The following is a 16,956-nucleotide window of genomic DNA, read 5'->3' on the forward strand; positions in this document are numbered from 1 at the left end:
TTCGCAACGTTCAACGTTTGCCGGTTCCGGCACCGCATTCATCGGTGCCCTCGCGCCGCGTCCCACGGAACGCGGTGTCCTTGATCGCCTAGTATCCCCGCTGCGGATCGATGCGATGCAGCGGTTCGCCACCGGCGCTGACGCGCCGTATGCTTTCGGCAACGTCGCGCGCGGCCGCCTCCGGCACCGTGATCGAAGCCAGGTGCGGCGTTATCAGCACGTTGTCCATCTGCCAGAACGGATGCTCGTCGGGCAGAGGTTCGACGCAGAATACATCCAGCGTCGCGCCTCCGATCTGGCCCGAGCGCAGTGCCTCGACCAGTGCCGGTTCGTCGACCACAGCTCCGCGCGATGCATTGACGAACTTCGCGCCACGCGGCAGCGAGCCGAGGAGTTCGGCATCTATCAGCCCGGTGGTGGCGGGTGTTAGCGGCATCATATTGACGAGAATCTCGACCTCCCGGAGAAAAGCGCCCCGCTCGTCCGCGCCATAGCATCGAACGTCGGCGATCGTCCGGGGAGCATGATCCCATCCGCGCACGTCGAAGCCGGCGGCGGCAAGGCCGGACGCGGCAGCGGTGCCGAGATGACCGAGGCCGAGCACGCCGACCTTGATCTGGTGAAGCGGGCGGGGATGGATATAGTGCCACTCGCGGCGGCGCTGGGCCTGCTCGAAGGCAGGAATGTCGCGCGCATAGCGAATGACGGAGAACAGCACATAGCTCTTCATCAGCGCCATCATGCCCGGATCGGAAAGTCGCGAGATCGGCACGTCGGGCAGGTCCGTGCGCCCGACCAGCGCGTCCACGCCGGCCCCCAGATTGACCACCTGCACGAGGTTCCGGAACGGTGCGAAGAAACCCGGATAGGCCTTCCACGCAAGCACGTGGCGAATGTCGTCGGGGTCGCCCACATCCGGATAGACGCGAAAGTCCAGACCGGGGAGATTGGCCTTGAGCGCGTCGCCCCAGGCCCTGGGATCATCGAACTCGCTGTAGAAAAGCACGGCACCATAGTCCCGTTGCGGCGGCTCGGCATGGATGTGAGCGAGGCTCTGGCTGGTCGTGTCGGCGTTTTGCATGCTTGCAGACCTCGTCCTCACGCCGTGACGTCGCGCATCAGGTTGCCGAAGCCGGGCCTGGCACCCTTGACACCAGCAATGGTCAGGCAATGCCAGAACGAAGCCTGGATCGCCGAGATGACGGGCTTGCCCAGCGCCGTTTCCATCGCCTCAAGGGCGCCGGCACTGCGGAAATTCGTGCAGCTGATAAAGACGGCCGTGGCGTCGGGATGATCGACCGAGCGCACCAGGTCATAGACCTCGTCCAGCGACACTTGCGCGAGCTCGGTATCCTTGTCGATGCCCAGGTTGCGGTGACGCAGAACCTCGTGCCCGTTCTCTTCCAAGAAGCGGATGGCCCGCTGATGCACGCCGTCCACATAAGGCGTCGCAAGAGCAATCGGCCCCGCCCTGACCGCCCGCAGTGCCGCGAGCGTAGCCGTGGAGGCCGTGTTGATCTTCTTGCCGGGCGCCCACAGTTTCAGCTTCTCCGTCAGCGCGTGGTCATAAGCCGTACCGTGCAGGAAGGAGGCACTGGTGCCGCCGAAGCACAGGACGTCGATCGGCGCCGAGCCGAGCAGCCGTGCGGCTTCCTCAAGCTGCGGCGCATTCATCATTTGCTCGATGCCTTCGACCGTAACTTTGGGGAGCTTGATGCGCGTGGTGTGGATCGACACGCCCTCGGCCGCCATCGCCCACATCTCCGATTCCATCACGACGCTGGAGGCCATATAGATGAGACCGATGCGTGCCAGCGAACCATCGCCATCATAGCGGAACAAAGGTCGGTGCTGCGCCCTTGCGGTCGCCAGTGTCTGAGAAGCCATCGCCGATCTCCCTCGAGCTTTTCATATCTGCGCGGCGTCTCTTCCGGCCCCGGTTTCCTCCCGCCGCCCATCGCAGCGCCACGCTCTGCAAGGTCAATATTGGTACAGACGGCAACATCAATAAAGTAGTTTTATCTGGTGAATAAGATAGGAAATACCTATGTAGATCGACCACGAAAAAGGGCGCCACCCAGACAGGATAGCGCCCTTTTGGACCAGAGCCGGTTGCCGACGCGGCAAATGAAGGTTTTCGCGGAAGAGCGCTAACGCCTGATGGAAACGCTATCGCACCGGGCCGAGAACCGATTTCATATCGCTTCCCAGCGGAGCCTGAACGCAATCGCAGCTACGGCTTCACGATCGCCCCGGCAAACTTCACTTGCACGACGCCAGGATGTTGGCCTCGAACCATTTCTCGCTTGCCTTGGCCAGCGAGCCATCCTTGATGAGCTCGCAAAGCGCGGCATCGATCTTCGCCTTCAGTTCCGTGTCCTCATGCCGCATCCCGACCCCCACGCCCTCACCGAGCGTCGGATGCGAGGAACTCAATATCTTGACGTTTACGAGGGCGAAATTCGCGCCCGCCGGACGGCCGAGAAAATCATCGGCGGCCGACACGTCGGAAAAGCCTGCATCGAGGCGTCCGGCCTCCAGGTCGATCTGCATCTGGTCGAGGGATTCATATGTCTTGAGGTCCACCCCCGGCATCGTAGCCTGGACATAGGCACCGCGGGCCGTGCCTTGCTGCACGCCGACGCGCTTGCCGGTCAACGCGCTGCGAAGCGTCTCCAGATCCGTGACGTTCATCAGGTCCGAATCCTTTGGAGCCACGAAATAGCTGGTGAGTTCCGCATAGGGAATGCTGAATTCGATCTTCTTGCGCCGGTCATCCGTGATCGACAGCGCCGAAATGATGATGTCCACCCGATTGGCCTGAAGCGCGGGTATCAGGCCGGCGAAATCCTGGACGACGAATTTGCACTTCGCCTCCAGCTTGGCGCAGAGCAAGGCGCCCGTATCAGCATCGAAACCCGTTACCTCTCCGGCGGGATTGACCATGCTCCAGGGCGGATAGGCGCCCTCGGTGCCGATCCGAAGCTCCAGGGCGCTTGCCTGAGCCGCCGAAGCGAAGACCATCACGGACGAACAAAGTGCCAGAATGGCTTTCCTCATTGAATTCACTCCCATTTATCGTTGATTGATCTGTCGTTTCCGGATCGCGGGCCGTCCAAACAGCGGGCAGCCAGAGCAAAGGGCGCGCTCCATGGGCAGGCCGGTCGCTATCGCGACGACCTGTTGCCGCCCCGCCCCAGGGCAAGGCGACAATCTCGTGGGTGCTACCGGACGCCGGTCGCGGCGGCAGGAACCCTTACGGCAGGGTTCGGTTCTTCATGGCTGGTATCCTCGAAATTCTTCGGCATCCGGCCGCGCAGGATGGAGACCGACAGGATGCTCAACAGGGCCATACCCGCCATGTACCAGCCGATGGAATGAGACCCGTAGTTGGCTGCCAGATCGGTTGCGATGATGGGTGCGAGCGCCCCGCCGAAGATGCCGCCCAGGCTGTAGGAAAGGGCTGCCCCCGTATAGCGCACATTCGCCTTGAACAGCTCTGGCAGATAGGCGCCCATGGGTCCGTAGACACCCCCCATGATCGCCAGCGTGCCCGACATCGCCAGCATGATGACTACGGTGTTCCTGGTGTCGAGAAGCGGGAAGAAGAAGAACGCCCAGACCGCCGCAATCATCGCCGAGATGACGATCACGCGGGAGCGGCCGTATTTGTCGCTCAACATCCCGCACAACAAGGTGGACGCCGCCATGGCAATGACAGCGACCATCGTCAGGGTCAGCATGTGCGAGCGGCTGAAGCCCAGGACATCCACGCCATAGCTCAGGCCGAAGGTGCCGGTGGTGAAAAACAGGACATAGGTGATGGCGGTTGCCATGCCGCCCAGCACGACCTGAAGAAAATGGGTCTTCATCACCTCCATCACAGGTGCCTTGGACTGCTTTTCCTGCTCAAGCACCTTCTGGAACACCGGCGTCTCGGCAATGGTGAGGCGGATGTAGAGGCCGAACATGATCAGGACGATGCTGAGCAGGAACGGGATGCGCCATCCCCAGTCCAGGAACTGCTCTTCCGGCAGCGTCACGCTCAGGAGCAGGAAGATGCCATTCGACAGCAGGAAGCCGGGCGCACTGCCAAGCTGTGGAAGCGCGCCGAACAGGCCGCGCTTGCCCTTTGGCGCATACTCGGTCGCCAGCAGGGCCGCGCCTCCCCATTCGCCGCCCAGACCGAACCCTTGCGCAAAGCGCAGAACGCAAAGCGCCACCGGCGCCATGACGCCGATGGACGAGTAGGTCGGCAGCAATCCGACCAGAACCGTGGCGATGCCCATGGTCAGGAGCGAGGCGACAAGCATCGCCTTGCGTCCTATGCGGTCGCCGAAATGGCCGAACACGATCGCGCCAAGCGGCCGGGAAACAAACCCCACGGCGAAGGTGGCGAAAGCCGCGATCGTGCCCGTGACCGGATCGAGCGTGGGGAAGAAGACGGTCTTGAACACCAGCGCCGCGGCAATGCCGTAGATATAGAAGTCATAGAACTCGATGGTCGTGCCGACCAGGCTCGCAACCGCGACCTTGGATCGGCTTATGTCTTTCTGCCTTGTCATTTGGTTTTCCTCCCTCTTAAGTCTCGCAACGCGACCGCCGTTCGGGCCCCGATCCCTGGAGCGGCCGATTGCGTGGTGAAGTGTCAGCGTGACGCCAAGGCAACCCTTCAGCGCGCAAGCGCGCCGGAGGCCCTGGCGACATGCGTTGCAATCGCATCCATCAGCGCGGGCGAAAGGCAGTCATAGGGAGTGAGGCCGAGTTCCGTCAGACGCGCGCGGATCGCTCCCATGTTTTCCGGCTCGACGCCGGATTCGATGACGGACGACACGAAGGCGCTGAATTCCGGTTCTGCCCAGCCCGCTTCCGCCGAAAGCTCGGGATGGATGAAGTCCAGCCCGTAGAAGGGATGCGAGCTGTTCTCGATGCGACCGTACATATGCACGCCGCACGCCTTGCAGGCATGCCGCTGGATCGTTGCGCCGGCATCGACGACGGCCAGCTTGTCGCCGTTTTCCCTGACCTCGACCTTCTCGCGCGGCACGACGGCCACCATCGAAAATGTCGCGCCATCGGGCTTCCAGCACTTCGTGCAGCCGCAGGCATGGTTGTGGGCGACCTGGCTGGAGACGGCGACCCTGACCGGAGCCTCCTCGCATTTGCAGGTCAGGGTTCCTCCCACGAAGTCCGGCGCGCCCGGTTTTACGCCGTGGTCCACCGAAGGATGAATTTGGATCGTCTTCGACATTGCTCGCTCCCTATGAAATTTCGCGCCCCGTTGTGCTCGCCGGAACGCCATGGCGGCCTCCCGCCGCCGGACTGTTTGTCGCCGCCGAAGCACCGGCGATATGCAAAAGACCAATAACGGTCCGCATGCGTCGATTGCAGAGGGGCTCGCTGAGGCCGATCCGTCCGGGTCAGAACGTGACCACGGAGCGGATCGACTTACCGTCGTGCATCAGATCGAATGCGGTATTGATTTCATCAAGAGGCATGGTGTGGGTGATCAGGTCATCGATATTGATCTTGCCCTCCATATACCAGTCGACGATCCTGGGAACGTCAGTCCGCCCTCTGGCACCACCGAACGCGGTCCCCTTCCAGGTGCGCCCCGTCACGAGCTGGAACGGACGCGTGGAAATCTCGGCCCCTGCGGGCGCGACCCCGATGACGACACTGGTGCCCCAGCCTCTATGGCACGCTTCCAGCGCCTGTCGCATCACGCCGACATTGCCGGTGCAGTCGAACGTGAAGTCGGCCCCGCCGTCGGTAAGGTCCTGAATGGCTGCAACCACCTTGTCGTTGCCGACATCCTTGGGATTGACGAAATCGGTCATGCCGAACTTCGCGGCCATGGCGGCCTTGTCAGGGTTGATGTCCACGCCGATGATCTTGTCGGCACCGACCATGCGGGCGCCCTGGATGACATTCAGCCCAATGCCGCCGAGACCGAATACCACCACATTCGCGCCGGGCCATACCTTGCCCGTATAGAGCACCGCGCCGATGCCCGTGGTGACGCCGCAGCCGATGTAGCAGATCTTGTCGAAGGGCGCGTCCTGGCGAACCCTCGCCAGCGCGATTTCCGGCAACACGGTGAAGTTCGAGAACGTCGAACAGCCCATATAGTGGAAGATGTCCTCGCCCTCGCAGAAGAACCTGCTGGTTCCATCCGGCATCAACCCCTGCCCTTGCGTGGCACGGATGGAGGTACACAAATTGGAGCGTTGCGAAAGGCAGGTTTTGCATTCGCGGCACTCGGGCGTGTAGAGGGGGATAACGTGGTCGCCGGGCTTCAGGCCGCTGACGCCGGGGCCGACTTCGCGAACGATGCCCGCACCTTCATGCCCGAGAATGGCCGGGAAGCGGCCTTCCGAATCCAGGCCGGAAAGCGTGTAGGCATCAGTATGGCAAACCCCCGTGGCCATGATCTCCACCAGCACCTCGCCTGCTTTCGGCCCCCTGACGTCAATGGTCTCTATGGTGAGCGGCGCGCCCGCCTTCCAGGCTATCGCTGCGCGTGACTTCATGAATTGGTCCTCAAAGATCGAGTACGAGAAGTTCGGATTCGGAACGCGATACGCAGACGAGCATCACCGCGCCCGACTCCCGGTCGGCATCGCTGAGCACGTCGTCATTGTGTTGCGGGGTTCCGGCCAGAACCTTGACGAGGCAGGTTCCGCAGATGCCGGCCCTGCAGGAATTCGTGATCTTGTGGCCTGCATTCTCGAGTACCGAAAGCAGGCTGGTGTGGGGCGGCACCGTCAAACGTTGCCCGGAGCGTGCCAGTTCCACCTCGAAAGCGCCCGTCTCGAGCCGCGGTTTGACGCTCGGCGCAAAGCGCTCGCGATGCAGTGCGCCCGCGCGCCAGGCCCGGCAATTTTCTTCAACCGCATCGATCAACGGGCCTGGGCCGCAGCAATAGACGGCCGTGTCGGTGCGCGGCGCGCCCAGGAAGCGCGGCAGGTCCAGGAGGCCGAACTCGTCCTGCGGCATGACATGGACCTCGCCGCCGCGACAGGTGGAGATCTCGTCCAGGAAAGCCATCGAATTGCGGGTGCGGCCGCCATAGAGCAGCGTCCATGGCTTGCCCCCATCCGCCGCCTGACGGATCATCGGCAGGATCGGCGTGATGCCGATGCCACCGGCAATGAACAGGTAGCGCTCGGCATCGACCAGGGCGAAATTGTTTCGGGGCGTCGTGACCTGAAGCCGGTCGCCAACGCGAACATCCTCATGGATGCAACTCGAACCGCCACGGCTGGCAGGCTCGCGCAGCACCCCGATGCGCCAGGCCTCCGGATTTTGCGGATCACCACACAGCGAGTACTGCCGCACCAGAGCATTTGGCAGGATGACGTCGATATGAGCGCCGGGGGTCCAACCCGGCAGGGACTGTCCGTATGAGGACTTCAGTTCCAGCGAAACCACGCCGTCGGCCTCGGTCTTGACCGCGGCCACATCCACATTGAAGACCGCACCGGCCTCCATCAGATCCATGGAGTCCCTCATTGTTATGTCGTTCATTGAACCAAACCTCCCGAATGGACGACCTCAACGGCGGCATTGTCCGGGTATCTGCCGGGCGCCGCATGGGGTGCGGCCGCGTCAGGCACGGCGGCGCTGGGCGACGGATTCAGGGGTGAAGGTCTTCCAGGCAATGTCACGCATGCCCCTCATCGCCCGCAGTATCTCCTCGCGATCGTGATCTGTCCTGGCATAGCTGGACAGGATCTGCCGCCCGAGGCCGACATGGAATTTTTCGTCGATCTCGATCTGCCGATAGACGCGCACGACCTCGTCGAACTGATGCCGCTCGCCGGCGCGGAAGGTTGGCTCGAAGCTGCCCGACGCCGAAGTTTCCGACACGTTCCACGCAGCGATCGCCGCCAGCGGATGGCGCTCGAGACAGTCCCACAGGAACTCGCTCCATGGACGGGCTTCCTCCGGCACCGAGACCGGAACGGTGCCGCCGAGCGATTCAATCGCCTTGCCAACCGCCTCATAGTGCTCAGCCTCCTGGAACGACTGCTTTGCCAGCAGCGTGATATGGGTGCGCGAAAAGCCCATCCCGTAGCGCCGGATCTGTTCGTTCAGCAGGAAAACATAATCGATTTCCCGCCACGCACGCGGCTCAAGCCAGGCTGCCAGGACCCTGGGGTCGGGGTTCTTATCGTAGGTTTCGAAAAACGCTTCGGTCGCCTGTCTGGTGGATTCGACGACGGAATCCAGAATCTCATCGACCTCGTCGCTGATCCCGACCAGCCCATCGCCGCCACGTACGTTCCTGACATCCACCATTTTTGTCCTCCAATGAATTTCGGCCCGTTGAGTGCGAGAAGGCCGGCTCGTGAGATTCACGATACTGCCGGGCCGACACCGGACACAGCGATTAGAATTGCATTGCGATTTAGAAATACTAATGTGCGAAGCGACGTAACCGGGGAGGGAAACGTTGGCCAAGCTACCGCCTTTGAAAGCACTGCAGGCGTTCGACGCATTCGGACGGCTGGGCAACGTCGCCGGCGCCGCCGCCGAGCTCGGCGTGACGCCCGGCGCGGTCAGCCAGCAATTGCGCAAGGCGGAAGAGGCACTGAACCTGCGCCTGCTGGAACGGCGCGGCAACAGCGTCGAACTGACGTCGTGGGGACGCATCTATTATGCTGAAATCCGCCCCGCCTTCGAGCAACTGCGCATCGCGCAGGAAAAGCTGAGCCGGATAAGAAGCACCAGCGGCATCGTCATCAGCTGCCTTCCATCCCTTGCGGGCAAATGGCTGGCGCCGCGGCTGGCCGACTGGCAAATGTCGCATCCCGATGCGAATGTGCGCCTGCTGGGAAAGGGTTCCGAACCGCAGCTCGGGGAAGATTCGATCGACTTCCGTATTTCCTACGGAGACCGCATCCGCAAATTCGATCACTATATCGAGATCTTCACCGACTGGGTGGTGCCGGCATGCTCGCCGGCGTTTCTGAAGGCCAATCCGGTCGCCAAGCCGATCGATATTCTCACCATGCCCTTGCTCGGCATAGAGTGGGACCGCGATCACAAGGCGGCTCCGACCTGGTCCGACTGGGCCGTAAGGATCGGCGCGGAGCCGCGTATGACGCGCGGGGAAATGGCTTTTTCCCTGTCGAGTTCAGCCATCGACGCGGCGATCAACGGGCGCGGCTTTGTCCTGGCTCAGATCGCGATGGTTGCGGACGATCTTGAAGCCGGCCGCCTCGTTGTCCCCTTCGACCTGCGGGTGAAACTCTCTCAGGCATATTTTCTGGCCTGGGACCGGTCTGCCCTGTCGAAGCCTTTCGGTCCCGACCTGCGTGCCTGGATCATTTCTATCTCGAAAAGCCAGAGCGCAGCATCCGCCGGGCTGGCGGATATTGTCTAACTATCGTCTGCCATCGCGCTTCCGCACCGGTGAAACCGGGTCCGTTTCAACCACCAGCCCTAATCATTGACGAACCGGCGCGCGTCTCCCGCCAGCGCCATTTCATCTACGTCTGCGACTGAGCCGTAACCCGCCAGTATCATTGTACGTTCGAATTCGCCGCGCAGGATTTCGACGGCCTTGAACGCACCGGCCTCGCCGCCCGCGCCTAGCCCGAACAGGATCGCCCGGCCGCAAAGCGCCACACCGGCCCCAAGCGCGAGCGCCTTGAAAACGTCGCTGCCCCGGCGAAAGCCGCTGTCGATCAGGATTTCGCAGCTTCCCTGCAGCCGGTCGCGAATTGCCGGCAACACATGCATGGTGCTCGGCGCGCCGTCGAGTTGTCGGCCGCCATGGTTGGAGACAACGACGGCATCGGCGCCGCATTCCGCAGCCGTGAGGGCGTCTTCGGGTCGCATGATTCCTTTCACGATCAGCTTGCCGGGCCAGATCGAGCGAAGCCATTCGACCGACTTCCAGGAGATGGACCTGTCCATCTGTGCCGAAATGAAGCGCGCGCCATCGATGGCGCTGGCTTGTCCCTTGGGCAGAAACTCACGCAGATTGCCGAAGCTGGGCGGCCCTTTCGGCACGACCACGTCCAGCACCCATGGCAGGCGCATCGCCACATCGAGCTTGGCGCGCCAGGCCAGCCGGCCGGGGCCGGAATAATTGTGCTTGTCGCCCTCGCGATTGCCGACCGCTATGGCATCCGTGGTGAGAACCAGCGCTTCGCAGCCCGCATCGCTTGCACGCTGCACAAGCCGTTCGGTGATCGACACGTCGTTGAGCATGTAGAGTTGGAACCAGTGCCTTCCTCCGGCGAGCACGCTGGCTACCTCCTCGATGGAACTGCTCGACATGGTGCTCTGGGTGAACGGAATGCCGGCGCCAAGCGCGACCCGCGCGAGCGCGAGGTCGCCATCCCTGGAAAGCATGCCGTTGTAGCCGGTCGGGCCGATGGCGATCGGCAGCTCCGTTCTTCGGCCCAGGACATTGGTGGAAAGATCGATCTCGCCAAGGCCGGCGAGCTGGTGCGGCAGGATCTGCAGACCGGCGAATGCCGCGCGGTTCCCGGCGAGCGTCAGCTCGTCATCGGCGCCCCCGTCGACATATTCGAACGAAAACCGCGGCACGCGCCGGCGCGCCATTTCGCGAAGATCGGCGATGTTGCGCACCTTGCGCAGCGACGACGGTGACTTCATGACATCTCTCCACCGGCCGCGCCTTGCACCACCGCCGGACAATTCCGGCGATAGTGCGTGCGACCGTTCCGATCGTTGGAGCGCGTGCGGCTCCGGCGCAGCGCAGTGCCGCACTGGTGGCTGACTTCCCCGGCTTGCTTCGAACCGCCGCCGGATCAAACCGTGCTGATAACGTAGCCCTTGCCGCCCTCGTCGTTCGGATCGAGGTGCCATTTGGCAAAGCCGACGATGGAGGAGCGGCCCTTGACCGTCGGCACGACCGCACGGTTTCCCGCCACCGTGGTTTCGCGCACGATGCAACCCTCGAAGGTGCCGGACCCGAGCAGGCCTTCGGCCAGGATCGGCTGCCCGACCTTGATCCGTTCACGGCCCTCGAGCATGGCAAGCATCGCCGATGTTCCGGTGCCGCCGGGCGAGCGATCCATCTTGCCGTTGCGATAGGTATGGACGCAGCGATAAAAGGCGCCCTCACGCTCGGAGTCCTGGTAGAAAGTCACCAGATCGACCTCGGTGATATGCGGCTTCTCCGGGTGTACGAGCTTGATCTTCTCGTTGATCTGCTGCTTGGCCAGAACGCCCAGCCGGGCCAGTTGCGCGCCGTTTTCGGGTGCGATGCGCAGAAAGCTTTCCGGCAGTGGGATAGTGATGAAATAATTGCCGCCGAAGGAGATGTCGGCCTCCACCGTTCCCAGTCCCGGCAGTTCGACAGGAATGTCCCGCTCGGCGAGGAAGGCAGGAACGTTCTCGAACCGGCACCACTCGACCTCGTCGCCATTGACCTCCACTTCCGACACGACGATGCCGGCCGGCGTCTCGATGCGGATCCTGTTGGGGGTGCTTGCGTTGGGCGTCAGATCGAAGGCGGTCATGATCATCGAGGTGGCGATCGTGCCGTGGCCGCACATGTCGCCATAACCTTCGCCGTCCAGCCAGATGATACCGACATCGGCGTCCGGAGACGACGACGGCACGATCAGCGCGCCGAACAGGTCGTTGTGCCCTCGCGGCTCATTGAGGATCGCCTTGCGGACCCAGTCGAAGCGCTTCCTGAAGTGCTCGCGCTTTTCGAGAAGCGTCGTTCCGCCGGGAAACAGAAACTGCCCGTTGATGATGCAGGTGGTTTCACCTTCCGTCTGGGTATAGACCGCATCGACGAATGTCGTTCTTTTCATTGATTGATGCTCCGGTTGATAAAGTCGATTGGTGTGCGGCTTGCCAGCCGGCTGCACCGTGCCGGGGGCACGTCAAATCCGCCGTGCTCCCGGCTTGAAGTCGTTGCCGGCTCCAAAACCGGGCCGGCAAGCCTCGCAACGCATCCAGCAGCGGGATGTGCAGTTGCAGTTCGTATAAGGGCTTCGGCCGGATGAGGCTTGCCCCGGACAGGCCGCGAGCGCGCCGACCCGGCGTTCCTCAAAAGCGCCCGCCGCTGGAATGGATCTGATATCTGGCCGGCACGCCCTCCCCGCTACGCCGAAATGCTGTCTCGCCGTTGTTGGTGGGGATCGTATGGTGGCGGTCTGCGCCAGCACAGTGAATATAACTGGGTTGTCTTTTAGAAAAACTAAATCCGCTCGCCGCCACGCAGCGGGATCGAGCGTCGCACGCACCTGGCCGGAAACCCCTAAACGGCCGATTTTACGGGCGATCCGCTGCCTTTTTCCGCCTCCAAACCGCATTCGAATGCAGCCGCCCGCCGCGGATGGGGGCTCATTGACAGAGCGCGACATGGATGCAAGCGTCGCATCAATGAATGCAATCTAGTTATTTTTGCATTCAATAATTTCCGCCTTGAAAGCCCGCAGAGGCATGCCGGCGGAAGGGGACCAACACCGCGAGCTGGCCAGCGCCGCGGCTGCAGGAGGATGGATAATGAGCGTCGAGATACCCGCCGTATGCGTGGAAGGAATAGAGAAAAGCTTCGGCTCCCTCTCGGTGCTGAAAGGCCTTGGCCTCACCGCCCATTCCGGCGACGTCGTCACGCTGATCGGGTCCTCGGGGTCGGGCAAAAGCACGTTCCTGCGCTGCATCAATCTGCTTGAGCAGCCTGATGGCGGAACCATCACCATAAATGGCGAGCTGGTCCGCACCAGACAGGACAGGAACGGCAAATGGCAGCCGGCGGACCGGCGTCAGGTCGAGCGCATCCGCAGCAAGGTCGGAATGGTGTTCCAGAACTTCAATCTCTGGCCGCATATGACGGTTCTGCAGAACATCGTGGAAGCCCCGGTCCATGTCCTGAAAATCCCGCGCCAGCAAGCCGAAGAAGAAGCGCATGCCTTGCTGCGCAAGGTCGGACTGGCCGACAAGCCCGGCCACTATCCGAGCCAGCTTTCCGGCGGCCAGCAGCAGCGCGCGGCCATCGCGCGCACCCTGGCGATGAAGCCCCGGCTCCTCCTTTTCGATGAACCGACATCGGCGCTCGATCCCGAGCTGGTAGGTGAAGTGCTGCGCGTCATCCGGCAGCTCGCCGAAGAAGGCAACACGATGATCATCGTCACTCATGAAATGCAGTTCGCGCGCGAGGTCTCCAGCGAGATCATGTTCCTCCATCAGGGACGCGTCGAGGAAAAGGGAGCGCCAGAGATCATATTCAAGGAGGCGAAATCCGCGCGGCTGCGGCAGTTTCTCGCCCGCGCCGCCGGGGGCCCCGGCGCCGACTGAACCGAACGCGCATTTGTCCGGCATGACTTCTGCGCCGGTATGACGCCCACCCGGCAACACGACATGGGGATACCTTACGTGGGATCAGCATTTTGGGAATTGTGGGAAGCAGGCTGGCCCGCAGCCATCCTGCGCGGCGCGTCGGTCACGCTCGCCATCGGCCTGTGCAGCATCTGCCTGGGCATCGTGATCGGCACGATCGGCGGCCTCGTGAAATGGGCGCGGCTGTTTCCCTTCACGCTGGCAATTGACGGCTACACCACGCTCATCCGCGGCGTGCCGGAGCTGCTGGTCATATATCTCCTGTTCTTCAGTTCCGCCGAATTCGTCTCGCAGGTCACTGCCGCCTTCGGTTATGGCGGGGCCGACGACAGCGCCTATGGCTTCGTCGTCGGCACGGTCGCCATCGGCGTCATTTCGGGGGCCTATTCCGTCGAGGTGGTGCGCGGGGCGCTGGTGGCCGTTCCCAGGGGACACATCGAGGCGGGCCGCGCGCTCGGCCTGTCGCGCGGGCGCATCTTCCGGCGCATCATCGCACCGCAGATGCTGCGGCTGGCGGTGCCGGGCATGAACAATATCTGGCAGTCCACCATGAAGGACACGGCCCTCATCTCGGTGGTGGGCTTGCAGGAACTCATGCGCATTTCGTCGATCGGCGCCGGCTCCACGCGTCAGCCGCTGCTTTTTTACGCGGTCGCGGCAGTCGTCTATCTCGGCATCACCATCGTCAGCCAGATCGTGTTCGGTGTCATTGAACGCATTCTGAACAAGAGCAACAGGGCGGGATAAAGATGGAACTCATTCAACTGTCGATGCCGCTGCTGCTTTCCGGTCTGCTCCTTACCCTCAAGATCAGCATTTTCGCGGTGGTGATCGGCTTCTTCATCGGACTGGGCCTGGCAATTGCCCGCATCTCGGGCAGTTTCATGCTCGCCGCCTTCTCGCAAGGCTACAGCAGCGTGTTCCGCGGCACGCCGCTGATGGTGCAGCTCTTCCTGTTCTATTACGGCCTGGGACAGCTTTCCTTCATCAGGGACAGTGCGCTGGCGTGGTGGGTGATCGGGGATGGGGTGCGTTGCGCCATACTCGTGCTTGCGCTGAATTCCGCAGCCTACACCTCGGAGATTCTGCGCGGCGGTTTCATGTCCGTTCCCAAGGGTGCCTTGGAAGCCGCCCGCGCCTGTGGCATGTCCAAGTGGCTGCAATTCAGGCGCATCGAGTTCCCGATCGCCATGCGCCAGGCGCTGCCGGCCTACGGAAACGAGGTGATCCTTACCCTCAAGGGCTCAAGCCTCGCCTCCACGATCGCAGTGCTCGAAATAACCGGTCATGCCAAGAGACTGATGAGCCAGACCTTCGCGGTGATCGAGGTCTTTGCGATGGCCGGCGCGATCTATCTGTTCATCAATGTCGTCATGATCGTGCTGCTGCGGCTCACCGAGCGGTCGCTGATGCGCCACATGGCTGCGTAGCAACTGGCTTGCGCGGCGGAACCATCGACGTCTCGGCCTGTTCATCCCGCATCGGGAGTGCCGGACCGGGAACGTTTCGATGAGCAGGAAACAGAAAAAATGGTCGGCCGACGTAACCGGGCACAGCGACGCGCTCGACCTGGAAGAGCATGTCTTCGAGAAAGACGATCCGAAGGAAATCGCCGCGTCGCTGAAGCGTTCTGCCGAACGGAGCGACAGGCGCAAGGCCCGGCCGTTTCGCTCGGCCATGTCCATGCTGACCTTCTACATCAATCGCGCGGGGAAAAATCTTCCGGCAGACCGGAAGAAAGTGCTCGAGGATGCAAAAGACGAACTCCGCCGCGTCTTTGGAAGGTCGCCCGGGGATTGAACCGTCGTCGCAAAGGTCTCTTGCGGCATCCGGCAGAAAGCCACGTCTGCCCGACCTGAAGGAAAGAGGCCCGCCGCCGGCAACAGGCGGCGGGCACACGGATCACATCGTGGCCAGCGTGCGCAGGGCCGAGACATCGCCCGGATTGACGAGGTCCCTGGCAACCCAGCCGTTGAGATCGTACTCGGCCATGCAGCGGCGCGCCATGTCCTGCAGCATTTCCAGTTCGCCGGTCGCCTGCGCGGTCAGCAGGGTCTCGATGCGCAGATTGTCCTGATTGCCGGCATAGTTGCGCTCGTAGAGTTCGTGACGGCCGCCGAATTCCGAGCCGATGGCGTCCCACAGGAGCTTGAGCAGCTTCACCCGGTCGATGGCCGCATAGCCGTTGGAGCCGCGCACGAAGCGGTCGAGATAGGGCCGGATCGCCGGGCTCGCGAAATCCGCCGCCGAGGACGGCAGATAGATAAGGCCGGACGCGACATTCTGCTCGATCAGTTCCTTGATGCGCGGATAGGCGAGCGGGGCCAGCACGCGATAGGCGAGGCCGTAGTTCATGTTGGGCAGGTTGTAGCCATCCGTACCCTGCCACGGGATCGGCGACTTCACCATGGCGTCGGCGAGACCGTGGAAGGTGTTGCGCCAGGCCAGCGCCTCGCCCACCGCCGCCTGCACGCCGCGGAAGGTGGACGAGCCGGTCGCCTCGACCGCCATGGAAAACAGACCGGCGATGAAATCGAGCTTCACCGCGAAGCGCGACACGCCATGCAGGGTGAAGCGCGGCACGAAGCCGGAGGCCGGGAAGAAGGCGTTCACCTTCTCGGCGTCGCCATAGATGAAGATGTTCTCCCACGGCACCAGCACCTTGTCGAAGACGAGGATGGAATCGTTTTCGTCGAGGCGCGAGGACAACGGATAGTCGAAGGGGCTGCCCATCACCGCCGCCTGCGCCTCATAGGATTGGCGGGCAATGAGCTTGACGCCCTCGGCATTCATCGGAACCGTGAAGATCAGGGCAAACTTCTTGTCCTTGATCGGAATGCCGTAGTGGGCGATGAAATTGTAGTGGGTGAGCGCCGAGCCGGTCGCCACCACCTTGGCGCCCGACACGATCACGCCCGCATCCGTCTCGCGCTCGACATGCATGAACACGTCCGCCACTTCCTCGATGGGTCGGTCGCGGTCGATCGGCGGGTTGACGATGGCGTGGTTCCAATAATCAAGCCGCTGCTGCGTGCGATTGTACCAGTTGCGGGCATTGCCGGCATATTCGCCGTAGAAGGCCGAATTGGCGCCCAGTGTGCCGAGGAAGCTCGCCTTGTAGTCGGGCGAGCGCCCCATCCAGCCGAAAGCTGGCTGCTGCAGATCCATGATCGCCTGTTTCGACTTCACAAGGGCTTCCGACGTTTTCGAGCCGAGGAAGAAGGGATGGGTGATCTTGCCCGATCCGTTGTCGCAGGGCACGCCGATCTCGGCCGCGTTGTCATGGAAACGCTCGTACCAGCGCGCCACCATGCGCGCCGAATTGCGGAATGCCGGATGGGTGGTCACATCCTTGACGCGCTCGCCGTAGATGTAGATTTCGCGGCCGTCCCGAATGCTTTCCAGGAACTCGCTGCCCGTATAGGCGTCGATGGCGGCAGTGGCTGTGGGGTTGATCTGGTCCAAGGTTTCCTCCCGTGCTGGATCGGCGGGAAGTGTCTCATCACCTTGGCTCTTCGATAAGGTATCGTGCCTTACCTGCACGGGCATTGCCGCAAACCGCCTCCTTCGCCAGCTTGGAACCATTCGGCGATCATGCCGCCAGCGTCGGGAAGGAGG

16 protein-coding genes are annotated in these 16,956 nt (G+C 62.5%); 5 read left to right on the top strand and 11 right to left on the bottom strand.

Annotated features, from left to right (window positions below):
- Positions 1 to 88: 88 nt before the first annotated feature.
- The 8 genes from C7441_RS08970 to C7441_RS09005 all read right to left on the bottom strand — a co-directional run bounded on the left by C7441_RS08970 (position 89) and on the right by C7441_RS09005 (position 8,304).
- On the bottom strand, positions 89 to 1,081 hold the full coding sequence (locus C7441_RS08970) for a 2-hydroxyacid dehydrogenase (RefSeq protein ID WP_019171706.1): 993 nt from the start codon (positions 1,079 to 1,081) through the stop codon (positions 89 to 91).
- Positions 1,082 to 1,098: 17 nt separating this feature from the next.
- A complete protein-coding gene (locus C7441_RS08975; RefSeq protein WP_109612570.1) occupies positions 1,099 to 1,887 on the bottom strand; it encodes a maleate cis-trans isomerase family protein in 789 nt (262 codons plus the stop codon).
- A 375-nt stretch (positions 1,888 to 2,262) separates the two neighbouring features.
- Positions 2,263 to 3,060, bottom strand: coding sequence for a transporter substrate-binding domain-containing protein (locus C7441_RS08980; protein ID WP_109612571.1), 798 nt, complete (start codon positions 3,058 to 3,060; stop codon positions 2,263 to 2,265).
- A 164-nt stretch (positions 3,061 to 3,224) separates the two neighbouring features.
- A complete protein-coding gene (locus tag C7441_RS08985) occupies positions 3,225 to 4,565 on the bottom strand; it encodes an MFS transporter (RefSeq protein WP_019171708.1) in 1,341 nt (446 codons plus the stop codon).
- Between the two features lie 107 nt (positions 4,566 to 4,672).
- Entirely contained in the window at positions 4,673 to 5,251 is a 579-nt protein-coding gene (gene gfa / locus C7441_RS08990; RefSeq protein WP_109612572.1) for an S-(hydroxymethyl)glutathione synthase, read from the bottom strand.
- A 169-nt stretch (positions 5,252 to 5,420) separates the two neighbouring features.
- Positions 5,421 to 6,533, bottom strand: coding sequence for an S-(hydroxymethyl)glutathione dehydrogenase/class III alcohol dehydrogenase (locus C7441_RS08995; RefSeq protein WP_109612573.1), 1,113 nt, complete (start codon positions 6,531 to 6,533; stop codon positions 5,421 to 5,423).
- A 10-nt stretch (positions 6,534 to 6,543) separates the two neighbouring features.
- Complete coding sequence (locus tag C7441_RS09000; protein WP_244916090.1) at positions 6,544 to 7,530, bottom strand: PDR/VanB family oxidoreductase; 987 nt, start codon at positions 7,528 to 7,530, stop codon at positions 6,544 to 6,546.
- A gap of 81 nt (positions 7,531 to 7,611) precedes the next feature.
- Positions 7,612 to 8,304 carry a hypothetical protein gene (locus tag C7441_RS09005; RefSeq protein WP_019171711.1) on the bottom strand — a complete coding sequence of 231 codons (693 nt, stop codon included), beginning with the start codon at positions 8,302 to 8,304 and terminating at the stop codon, positions 7,612 to 7,614.
- A gap of 154 nt (positions 8,305 to 8,458) precedes the next feature.
- On the opposite strand from C7441_RS09005, the gene C7441_RS09010 reads away from it, so the two are divergent.
- Positions 8,459 to 9,391, top strand: coding sequence for a LysR substrate-binding domain-containing protein (locus C7441_RS09010; RefSeq protein WP_244916091.1), 933 nt, complete (start codon positions 8,459 to 8,461; stop codon positions 9,389 to 9,391).
- A 59-nt stretch (positions 9,392 to 9,450) separates the two neighbouring features.
- On the opposite strand, the gene C7441_RS09015 is transcribed toward C7441_RS09010, so the two are convergent.
- The gene (locus C7441_RS09015; protein WP_109612576.1) at positions 9,451 to 10,635 is read right to left on the bottom strand and encodes an alpha-hydroxy acid oxidase; all 1,185 of its coding nucleotides are present in this window, start codon (positions 10,633 to 10,635) and stop codon (positions 9,451 to 9,453) included.
- Positions 10,636 to 10,790: 155 nt separating this feature from the next.
- Positions 10,791 to 11,807 (bottom strand): proline racemase family protein, encoded by a 1,017-nt coding sequence (locus tag C7441_RS09020; protein ID WP_109612577.1) that lies wholly within the window; start codon positions 11,805 to 11,807, stop codon positions 10,791 to 10,793.
- A gap of 697 nt (positions 11,808 to 12,504) precedes the next feature.
- Between C7441_RS09020 and C7441_RS09025 the strand changes: the two genes are divergently transcribed.
- The 4 genes from C7441_RS09025 to C7441_RS09040 all read left to right on the top strand — a co-directional run bounded on the left by C7441_RS09025 (position 12,505) and on the right by C7441_RS09040 (position 15,138).
- A complete protein-coding gene (locus C7441_RS09025; RefSeq protein ID WP_109612706.1) occupies positions 12,505 to 13,296 on the top strand; it encodes an ABC transporter ATP-binding protein in 792 nt (263 codons plus the stop codon).
- Positions 13,297 to 13,374: 78 nt separating this feature from the next.
- On the top strand, positions 13,375 to 14,085 hold the full coding sequence (locus C7441_RS09030) for an ABC transporter permease (protein WP_244916092.1): 711 nt from the start codon (positions 13,375 to 13,377) through the stop codon (positions 14,083 to 14,085).
- A complete protein-coding gene (locus tag C7441_RS09035; protein WP_170125078.1) occupies positions 14,082 to 14,768 on the top strand; it encodes an ABC transporter permease in 687 nt (228 codons plus the stop codon). The genes C7441_RS09030 and C7441_RS09035 overlap by 4 nt, the downstream gene beginning before the upstream one ends.
- Before the next feature lie 79 nt (positions 14,769 to 14,847).
- On the top strand, positions 14,848 to 15,138 hold the full coding sequence (locus tag C7441_RS09040; RefSeq protein ID WP_109612580.1) for a DUF3175 domain-containing protein: 291 nt from the start codon (positions 14,848 to 14,850) through the stop codon (positions 15,136 to 15,138).
- A gap of 102 nt (positions 15,139 to 15,240) precedes the next feature.
- On the opposite strand, the gene C7441_RS09045 is transcribed toward C7441_RS09040, so the two are convergent.
- Positions 15,241 to 16,803, bottom strand: a complete 1,563-nt coding sequence (locus C7441_RS09045) for a 4-hydroxyphenylacetate 3-hydroxylase N-terminal domain-containing protein (RefSeq protein ID WP_109612581.1) — start codon at positions 16,801 to 16,803, stop codon at positions 15,241 to 15,243.
- Positions 16,804 to 16,956: the final 153 nt, after the last annotated feature.

This window comes from Pseudaminobacter salicylatoxidans, from assembly GCF_003148475.1.
GTDB lineage: Bacteria > Pseudomonadota > Alphaproteobacteria > Rhizobiales > Rhizobiaceae > Pseudaminobacter > Pseudaminobacter salicylatoxidans.